The sequence below is a fragment of the Citrobacter sp. TBCS-14 genome, assembly GCF_005280805.1.
Classification (GTDB): domain Bacteria; phylum Pseudomonadota; class Gammaproteobacteria; order Enterobacterales; family Enterobacteriaceae; genus Citrobacter; species Citrobacter gillenii.
Genome location: NZ_SZWM01001293.1, coordinates 1 through 259, shown reverse-complemented (window position 1 = coordinate 259; position 259 = coordinate 1). Strand labels below are relative to the sequence as shown.

General features: G+C 50.2%; 1 pseudogene. It reads right to left on the bottom strand.

Going from position 1 to position 259, the window contains the following annotated elements:
• Positions 1-130, bottom strand: a pseudogene (locus FDX22_RS27435) (glutathione S-transferase); the annotation flags it as partial.
• Between the last annotated feature and the right edge of the window lie 129 nt (positions 131-259).

Below are 259 nucleotides of genomic sequence, written 5' to 3'. Positions count from 1 at the left end.
GCAACTCCCGCGAAGCCCCGTCACTGTCAAAGCCGTCCACATTAATAAACGTGTAAGGGATCTCCGCCAGTGTGAGCATCACTTCACTGATGGCCGATCCCCAGCCCGGCACCCCATAGACCTTAATCATGCTGCAACCCTCAATGTTAAAACCCTAAGTGTAGAGCAGCATTCGCGTGTCTATGCAGTCATCATTATTACTCTCATAATAACAATATCCGTGCCAGAGCGAACACCAGGAGAGTAAGAGATGCGTTCC